Source organism: Frankia sp. CcMO1 (assembly GCF_977945845.1).
The window spans coordinates 1-7,689 of sequence record NZ_CDWTMG010000234.1; the positions used below are offsets into that span (position 1 = coordinate 1).

The 7,689-nt window shown below is 68.9% G+C and carries 6 protein-coding genes and 1 pseudogene; 6 read left to right on the forward strand and 1 reads right to left on the reverse strand.

The genetic code is table 11. The annotated features are described in order from the left end of the window. Nucleotides 1-268: 268 nt before the first annotated feature. The 3 genes from AC08OU_RS20345 to AC08OU_RS20355 all read left to right on the forward strand — a co-directional run bounded on the left by AC08OU_RS20345 (nucleotide 269) and on the right by AC08OU_RS20355 (nucleotide 4,396). A complete protein-coding gene (locus tag AC08OU_RS20345) occupies nucleotides 269-1,930 on the forward strand; it encodes an LCP family protein (protein WP_476605567.1) in 1,662 nt (553 codons plus the stop codon). After that, nucleotides 1,927-2,838 (forward strand): TIGR03089 family protein, encoded by a 912-nt coding sequence (locus tag AC08OU_RS20350; RefSeq protein WP_476601904.1) that lies wholly within the window; start codon nucleotides 1,927-1,929, stop codon nucleotides 2,836-2,838. Before AC08OU_RS20345 ends, AC08OU_RS20350 begins: the two co-directional genes overlap by 4 nt. Nucleotides 2,839-3,061: 223 nt before the next feature. Next, complete coding sequence (locus tag AC08OU_RS20355; RefSeq protein WP_462203172.1) at nucleotides 3,062-4,396, forward strand: UDP-glucose dehydrogenase family protein; 1,335 nt, start codon at nucleotides 3,062-3,064, stop codon at nucleotides 4,394-4,396. A 140-nt stretch (nucleotides 4,397-4,536) separates the two neighbouring features. Here AC08OU_RS20355 and AC08OU_RS20360 read toward each other — a convergent pair whose 3' ends face one another. Further along, nucleotides 4,537-5,166 (reverse strand): beta-class carbonic anhydrase, encoded by a 630-nt coding sequence (locus tag AC08OU_RS20360; protein WP_476601905.1) that lies wholly within the window; start codon nucleotides 5,164-5,166, stop codon nucleotides 4,537-4,539. Between the two features lie 446 nt (nucleotides 5,167-5,612). On the opposite strand from AC08OU_RS20360, the gene AC08OU_RS20365 reads away from it, so the two are divergent. From AC08OU_RS20365 to AC08OU_RS20375, 3 genes and pseudogenes are all read left to right on the forward strand, one after another. After that, nucleotides 5,613-6,074 carry a GtrA family protein gene (locus AC08OU_RS20365; RefSeq protein WP_476593569.1) on the forward strand — a complete coding sequence of 154 codons (462 nt, stop codon included), beginning with the start codon at nucleotides 5,613-5,615 and terminating at the stop codon, nucleotides 6,072-6,074. A gap of 346 nt (nucleotides 6,075-6,420) precedes the next feature. Further along, nucleotides 6,421-7,017 (forward strand): TetR/AcrR family transcriptional regulator, encoded by a 597-nt coding sequence (locus AC08OU_RS20370; RefSeq protein WP_476593568.1) that lies wholly within the window; start codon nucleotides 6,421-6,423, stop codon nucleotides 7,015-7,017. Between the two features lie 210 nt (nucleotides 7,018-7,227). Continuing rightward, a pseudogene (locus AC08OU_RS20375) lies at nucleotides 7,228-7,689 on the forward strand (hypothetical protein); the annotation flags it as partial.

The following is a 7,689-nucleotide window of genomic DNA, read 5'->3' on the forward strand; positions in this document are numbered from 1 at the left end:
GGGACGTACTTCCCAAACAGGTCCTAACTGCTGGCTGGCTGATCGTTCACCCGACCGTCCGATCACATTCCGCGCCGTCCACACTACGGTCGGAGATGAGATCAACCCCGCCGTGAACATCCGCGCTTGCCATGGCAACGTCTTGGCCGTCCGGAACGTCCAGTTAGACGGACACGGCTGCCACATCACGACCACGACGGCCGCGGCATGCGTTCCGGCGGGGGTTCTCCCGCTCCGGCCGCCTGAGCGAGGAGGGCTTTCGACTCAGGTGAGCCCCGATACCATGCGCCCGCCGGCCCTGCCGCCCGCGTTGGACCCGCGTGGGCCCCGTCGCCACCACTCCCCGCTGCGACGGCTGTCCGTTGGAGCCGTCGCTCTGCTGTCCGTGCTGGTTCTCGGTCTGAGCACCATCGGGTGGGGGGCCGCCTACCGGCAGTTCGACAAGGCCGTCACGCGCGTCGACTGGGACATCGAGGGTGCCCGCCCAGCGAGCGTGGACGGCGAGGAGAACATCCTGCTACTCGGCGACGACAGCCGGGAGGGTACCGAGGGTCAGTACGGTGTGGTAGACGGCGTCCGGTCCGACACCACCATCATCGCCCACTTCGGCAAGGACGGCTCGGCCACGTTGCTGTCCTTCCCCCGGGACATGCTCGTCCCGGGGGTGCCGCGGGAGAAGGCCACCGCCCGCGACGGCCGGTCGAAGCTCACCGAGGTGCTCGAGTTGGCGGACGTCCCCGGTCTCGTCAGCACGCTGGAATCCCTGACCGGCCTGAAGATCGACCATACCATCTCGATCAATCTCGCCGGTTTCAAGGCGATGACCGACGCGGTGGGAGGCGTAACCGTGTGTGTGACGCCCCTACCGAACGGCAGCACCCGCAACCTGCACGACTCGATGTCGGGATGGAGCGGACGGCTCGGCGAGAACCGTCTCAACGGTGATCAGGCGCTGGCCTTCGTCCGGACCCGCTACGCGCTCGGGGACGAACGCCTTCGCATCCTGCGCCAGCAGCAGTTCCTCTCCAAGCTGCTGGCGACAGCGACCAGCACCGGAGTGCTCACCAACCCGGCCAAGATCACTTCGTTGATCGGGGCGGTCGGCGGCGCACTGCGGATCGACCAGGGCCTCGACCAGACCGCGATACTCAAGCTCGCGAAGCGGGCCAGCGAGCTGGGTCCGGGAAGAATTCACTTCGTGACAGTCCCTACGCACATCGCGCTGCGCTCCGATGGTGCGGTCGACGACATGGGTTCGATTCCCCCGCACGGGGCCGTACTCATCGTCGATCAGGCCGGCCTCGACCAAGTCCTCGCTCCGCTGCTGCCCGCGGGCACCAAGCCTCCCGCACAGCGAACTCTCGACCCCGCCCAGGTCTCGATCGCCGCCGTCCGCAACGCCTCGGGACGTGCCGGACTCGCCACCCGCACGGTCGACGGACTGCGGGCACTCGGCTTCACTGGGCCGATGACCGCCGCGACATCGACCCGCCAGACTCTGACCGAGGTACGCCATCCCCCGGGCCAGGAGGCCGCGGCACGCACCCTGGCGGCGACGATCCCCGGCAGCCGGATCGTCGCGGGCGCCGGCCGCTCCGGGGCCGGCCTCGTCCTCGTCCTCGGATCCACCTTCACCGGCCTGTCCAACGTCGGCCTGTCCAACGTCGGCCTGCCCAACGTCGGCCTGCCCAGCGGTGGCCTGCCGGGCGGTGGCCTGCCGGGCGCGGCGGCGACCGTCGACACGAGGATCCCGACGGCCTCGACGGCCGCCGGTGGTGACACCCGGACGACCACGGTCGCCATCACCGCGACGCCGGCCCCGGCGACCGGCGGGGCCGGCACCACAGGCGCCACAGGCACCGGCGGCACCACGGGCACCGCGACCGCTCCGGTCGGTCCCGTTCCCTCCGACACCTCGTGCACGCCATGAACGCCTCCGTGCCGCGGCTGGTCGCCGTACGGACGCTGCTTGGCCCGGCCGCGGACGCCGACGCCGACGCCGCACCCGCGGCGGGAGTTCGCGGCATCGCGTCCGTCCTCGCGCACCGGCTGGCCACCGATCCCGCCCGCCCGCTGGTCACCTTCTACGACGACGCGACCGGCGAACGCGTGGAATTCTCGGCGACCACCTTCGACAACTGGGTGGCGAAGACCGCGAACATGCTGGTCGACACGCTCGGCCTCGGCATCGGTGACCGGGTCGGCGTCCACCTGCCGACGCACTGGCTCAGTTCGGTCATTCTGCTCGCCACCTGGTCAGCCGGGATGGAGGTGGTCCTCGTCCGAGACGCAGACGGCGGGCAGGACGGCGGGGACACCGAGAAGGACGGCGGGGAGCTGCCGGTCGCGACCCCCCTCGACGCGCTGTTCGTGGCCGAGGACCGGCTCGACGAGGCGTCCGGCCTGATGGTGGACGAGATCGTGGCCCTGTCACTGCGCCCGCTGAGTGCTCGGATGCGCAGGCCCGTCGCCGGGGTTCTCGACTACGCCGCGGAGGTGCCCCCGCACGGCGATCGGTTCGCCGCCCCGGCACCGCCACCCGGGCAGGCCGCGCTGCTGCGCGCGGGTACCGCGATCGCGGGGGCGTGGGACCTGGGACCCGCGGACCGGGTGCTGTTCACCGCGTCGCTCGCCACGACCGAGGGCCTGGTCGGCTCGCTGCTCGCTCCCCTGGTCGCAGGCTCGTCGATCGTGCTGTGCCGGCATCTCGACAGCGCCGCGCTCCCGCGGCGCATCGAGACGGAGAAGATCACCGCCGTCGGTCGGTCGGTCCTGCGGCACGCGCCCGGCCCACTGCCCGCGGGGGTCCGGTCGCTGCCGCTCCCCCGCCTCGGGTGAAACCCGCACGACCCCCGTAGCGGGCCGCGGATGGGGAATGACCATACCCGACATCCGGACGGCTCACAGACGGCGTGACCACCGAACGGCGCGACGGCCAACGAGAATGGGGCAACGCGGTCCCCGGTGCGTCCGGCTCACCGGGGCTTACGAGATTGCCCCGGCGGGAGGGCCGGCAGCGCGGCGGCCGGTCTTTACCACGTGTAGCGGAGGTCGCTCGAACGTGAGCACGTCACCGGTTCTTCACATCAGCGTCATCGGCACCGGATACCTGGGCGCGACACACGCCGTATGCATGGCGGAACTGGGGTTCGAGGTCATCGGTGTCGATATCGACGCGACCAGGACGCAGCGGCTCGCCGTGGGTGAGGTGCCCTTCTTCGAGCCCGGCCTGGAAGGGCTACTCCGCAAGAACCTGGAGGCGGGACGACTGGCCTTCTCGAGCTCGCTCGCCGAGGCGGCTGACCGGGCCGAGGTGCATTTCATCTGCGTGGGAACACCGCAACGGCCCGATTCCGGCGCGACGGACCTGCGCCACGTCGAAGCGGTGACGAATGGTCTGATCGCGGCCGGGCTGCGGCCCGGGACGCTGGTGGTGGGCAAGTCGACGGTTCCCACGGGCACCGCGGCCCGGCTGGCCGGACGACTTGCCGCCGGCGCCCCGGGCGCGGAACTTGCGTGGAATCCCGAGTTCCTCCGGGAGGGGTCCGCCATCGACGACACCCTGCGGCCGGACCGCCTGGTCTTCGGGGTCGTCCCGGGTGGCATCGCCGAGGCACGGCTGCGGGCGGTCTACGCCAGAACGATCAAAGAAGGCACACCCGTCATCGTCACCGACTTCGCCACGGCCGAGATCGTGAAGGTCGCCGCGAACGCCTTCCTCGCGACAAAAATCTCCTTCATCAACGCGATGGCCGAAATCTGCGACATGACCGGGGGGAACGTGACCGAGCTCGCCGCCGCCCTGGCTCACGACCCCAGGATCGGGCCCCGGTTCCTCCAGGCCGGCATCGGCTTCGGTGGCGGCTGCCTACCCAAGGACCTCCGTGCCTTCCAGGCCCGCGCGGACGAGCTGGGAGTCGGCTCCGCGCTGGCCTTCCTCACCGAGGTCGACGCCGTCAACACGCGGGCCCGGACGCGGACGGTGGCGCTAGCCACCAAGGCGCTGGGGGGCTCGCCGACGGGCCGGATGGTGGCGGTCCTCGGTGCCGCCTTCAAACCGAACTCCGATGACATCCGCGACTCGCCCGCCCTCGACGTGGCCACCGCGCTGCACCGCGCCGGCGGCCACGTGTCCGTGTACGACCCCGCGGCGATCCCGAACGCCCGCGTTCGCTACCCGTACCTGCACTACACCGACTCGGTGATACGGGCCGTGGCAGGAGCGGAGATCGTCCTGGTCCTGACGGAATGGAGCGAGTTCCGCGAGATCGACCCGGCCGCCCTGCGACCGCACGTCAGCAGACCCATCGTCATCGACGGACGGCACGTCCTGGATCCCGCGGTCTGGCGGGATGCCGGCTGGATCTACCACGCGCTCGGACGGCCACTCGCGTGACCCGCCGACCGGACCTACCGGACCTACCGGACCTACCGGACCTACCGGACCTACCGGACCTACCGGACCTACCGGACTAGGCAAGCTTGACCCGACGACAATCCGACGACGCGACCCATCCAATGCCGCCGTGGACCGCCCTACGGCAGAACCTCGACCAGTGCCCCGGTCTCCACCTGGTAGACGAATCCACGCACCGAGGTGGTGGACTGCAGGAACGGCGACGAACGCAGCACCCTGACGGACTTGCGCACGTCCTCCTTGACATCGGGAAAGGAATACACGTCCCATTCGGGACGAACGCCCGTCTCGTGCTCCACCTGGTCCCGGAACCCGTCGTCGGTAATCCTTTCGAGACCACATCCGGTGTGGTGTAAAAGAATGATCTCCGTCGTTCCCAGCACGTGCTGGCTCACGGCGAGCGAGCGGACCACATCCGGGGTGATGACACCACCGGCGTTGCGCAGGATGTGGGCGTCACCTTCGACGAGACCGAGCAGAGCCTCCACCTGGATCCGCGCGTCCATACAGGCAACCACCGCGACGCCCAGGCGCGGCCGCGTGCCGGGCAGGGCAGGAAGCCCGGCCTCCCGCCGCCGGACGGGGTGACCTACGGCGTAGCTCAGCAGGAGTTCGGTCGCCGTGGCATCGCTACCCACTGGGCCCACCGGCTCCACCGGGCTCACAGGACGCACGGTGTCCGCGGGGCGCACGGTGTCCGCCTGGGCGTCGGCAACGGAGCCAACAGCAGTGTGGTCATCGGTGTCCACGTGGTCATCGGTCCTTGACGTTGACATCAACGGCTCGGCCGGCGACTCGAGCGGATCATGATGATGCGTCCTTCCGATCAATGGTCCCCACCCTCCCACTGCCAGGATGCCGTCCATGGGCCCAGCTTCGCCAACGTTCCCAAGCTTTTGCCGAAGTTGTGCCACTCACGTTGCCCGCCGCACCGGATTGGTGGCATCACCTAGCGTAAAGATGGGAACAGCTACTCGGTGACTCCACCACGCGCCGACGGGTTCACCGCTACGTCCGGCACCATGGCCGGTGAGCCGGCCTCGCCACGGATGCCCACCACGCCACCGTCGACGGGGGTGGCACGGTGGGCGGGCGGGAGCAGCCGGTACTCTCTCCGAGTGGTAAATATCGATCGGGGTCGCCCGTGGTGAGACACCGACAGACCCGCTCACCGATGCAGGTACTCATCCACGAGATGGGCAAGTTCGGGCTGGTCGGCGGCGCGTGTTACGCCATCGACTTTCTTGTCTCCAACCTGTGCCACACGCTTCTCGGAATGGGTCCACTCAGCGCGAAGACCGTCTCCACGGTGGTCGCTGCCACCTTTTCCTACATCGGGAACCGGCAATGGTCGTTCAACCATCGCGCCCGAACCGGTCTACGTCGCGAGTACACACTCTTCGTGATCCTGAATACGGTCGGGTTGCTGATCGCGCTCGGCTGCCTCGGGTTCGCACGCTATGTACTCGATCTCAAGGGCGTACTTGCGTTCAACCTGTTCGGTAACATCATCGGCACCGGGCTGGGCACCGTATTCCGGTTCTGGGCCTACAAGAAGTGGGTCTTCCTCCACCCGGACCATCCCAAGGCCACCGCGAACGGCGGAGCCCGTCAGGACGGTCGTCGGCGCATCCCGGAGCATGCGGGCCGGATCTGACCGCACCAGCGGCCCCCGGCCCGACGCACATTCCGCCGCCTCGTCCGGCACCGGACCGGCCGTTTCAGGTGCGCCGCGCATCGCCGCCACCCCCGGACGCCCAACACGCCCGCCGACACGGCACGACAGCGGAACAGGACGTTCCGCCCTCCCGCCGTCCCCGGCAGACAAGTCGGGAACAACCTAGTTCCGATACCGAACGGTTCCCGAACCTTCGCCGGTGGGCTACGCTCGGCGGGCCATGCTGGCGCCGCGCGCCCACAGCCCTCCATCCAGCGAGACACATCGGCTACCGGGAACGCCGCGTGGAGCGCCGTCCAGTCCGCAGCAACCTGGAGGGTGTGTCGTGACCCCGTCCTCGCTCGCGTCGTCGCACCCCGGCGGCCGACCTCGCGACGAGAGCCGGGACCAGGCGATCCGCACCGCCACCCTCGACCTTCTGGCCGAGGTCGGATACGACGGTGTGACGATGGACCGGGTGGCCACCCGGGCGCGAGCCGGAAAGGCCACCATCTACCGGCGCTGGCCGTCAAAGCTCGCCCTGGTGATGGACGCGGTCAACGCCTTCACCGAGCAGCGGATGCCGGTACCCGACAACGGCTCCCTCCGCTTGGACATCCTTGAGTTCCTGACCTCGTTCCATGACACGATCCGCGGCGATCGGGGACGGATCCTCGCGGAACTGATCTCGGAGATGCCGCGCAATCCCGGTCTGCGCGACGCCCTGCGCCGCGGCCTCTGGATGCAACGCCAGGCAAGCTCGGAGGCCATCATCGAACGCGGGATCGCCCGTGGCGAGGTCCGCCCGGACGTCGACCGCACGGTACTCATAGAACTCGGAACCGCCGTCATCCTCCAACGGGTGCTGCTGACCGGAGATCCGGTCGATCAGACGTTCCTGGAGATGATCGTCGACGACATCGTGATCCGTTACGCGGCCTGATCCGACACCTTGTCTACAAGACGACCCGGGATCCCCCTCCGAACGCAAAGCTCCTAACATCGAGCATCGAGCCCGACCTGGGCCGAACGGGGCGGTCCGTCCCGTTCTAACACAGATGGACGGTTGCGAGAACCGCCCAGCACCACGGCGGGATCCGCAAGATCACGAGCGCGAGCCGGGGCCGCTCTTCGCGCAGCGCAGGAGGACGTCATGCAGTCACCGGGCCCAGGCCCCCAGGACCCGGACGCCCAGACCCAACGGGTTGACGGCAACGCTGGTGGTTCTTATTCCGCCTCGTCGTACTCCGCGGGCTCGGCACCGTTCGGCGACGAAGACGAGACCCGCCTGCTCGGCAACAGCGCACCCGGCGGCTACCCGCCCACGGAACAGTACTCCCAGAACCCTCCGAACCAGTATCCCCAGAACCAGTACGCACAGAATCCGTACCGCGGCACCGATCAGTACCCCCCGACGGCGGTCTACCCACCCGGCGAGGGCTACGGCCAGGGTTACCAGCAGCAGGATTATCCCGCCAACAGCTATCCCACGGAGAGTTATCCGCAACAGGCATATCAGCAGAACTATCAGTCGGGTTACCACCAAGATCCGGGTTACCACCAAGGGTATCAGCAGCAGGGCTACCCTGCGGCGGGCGGTTACGGAGGTTATCCG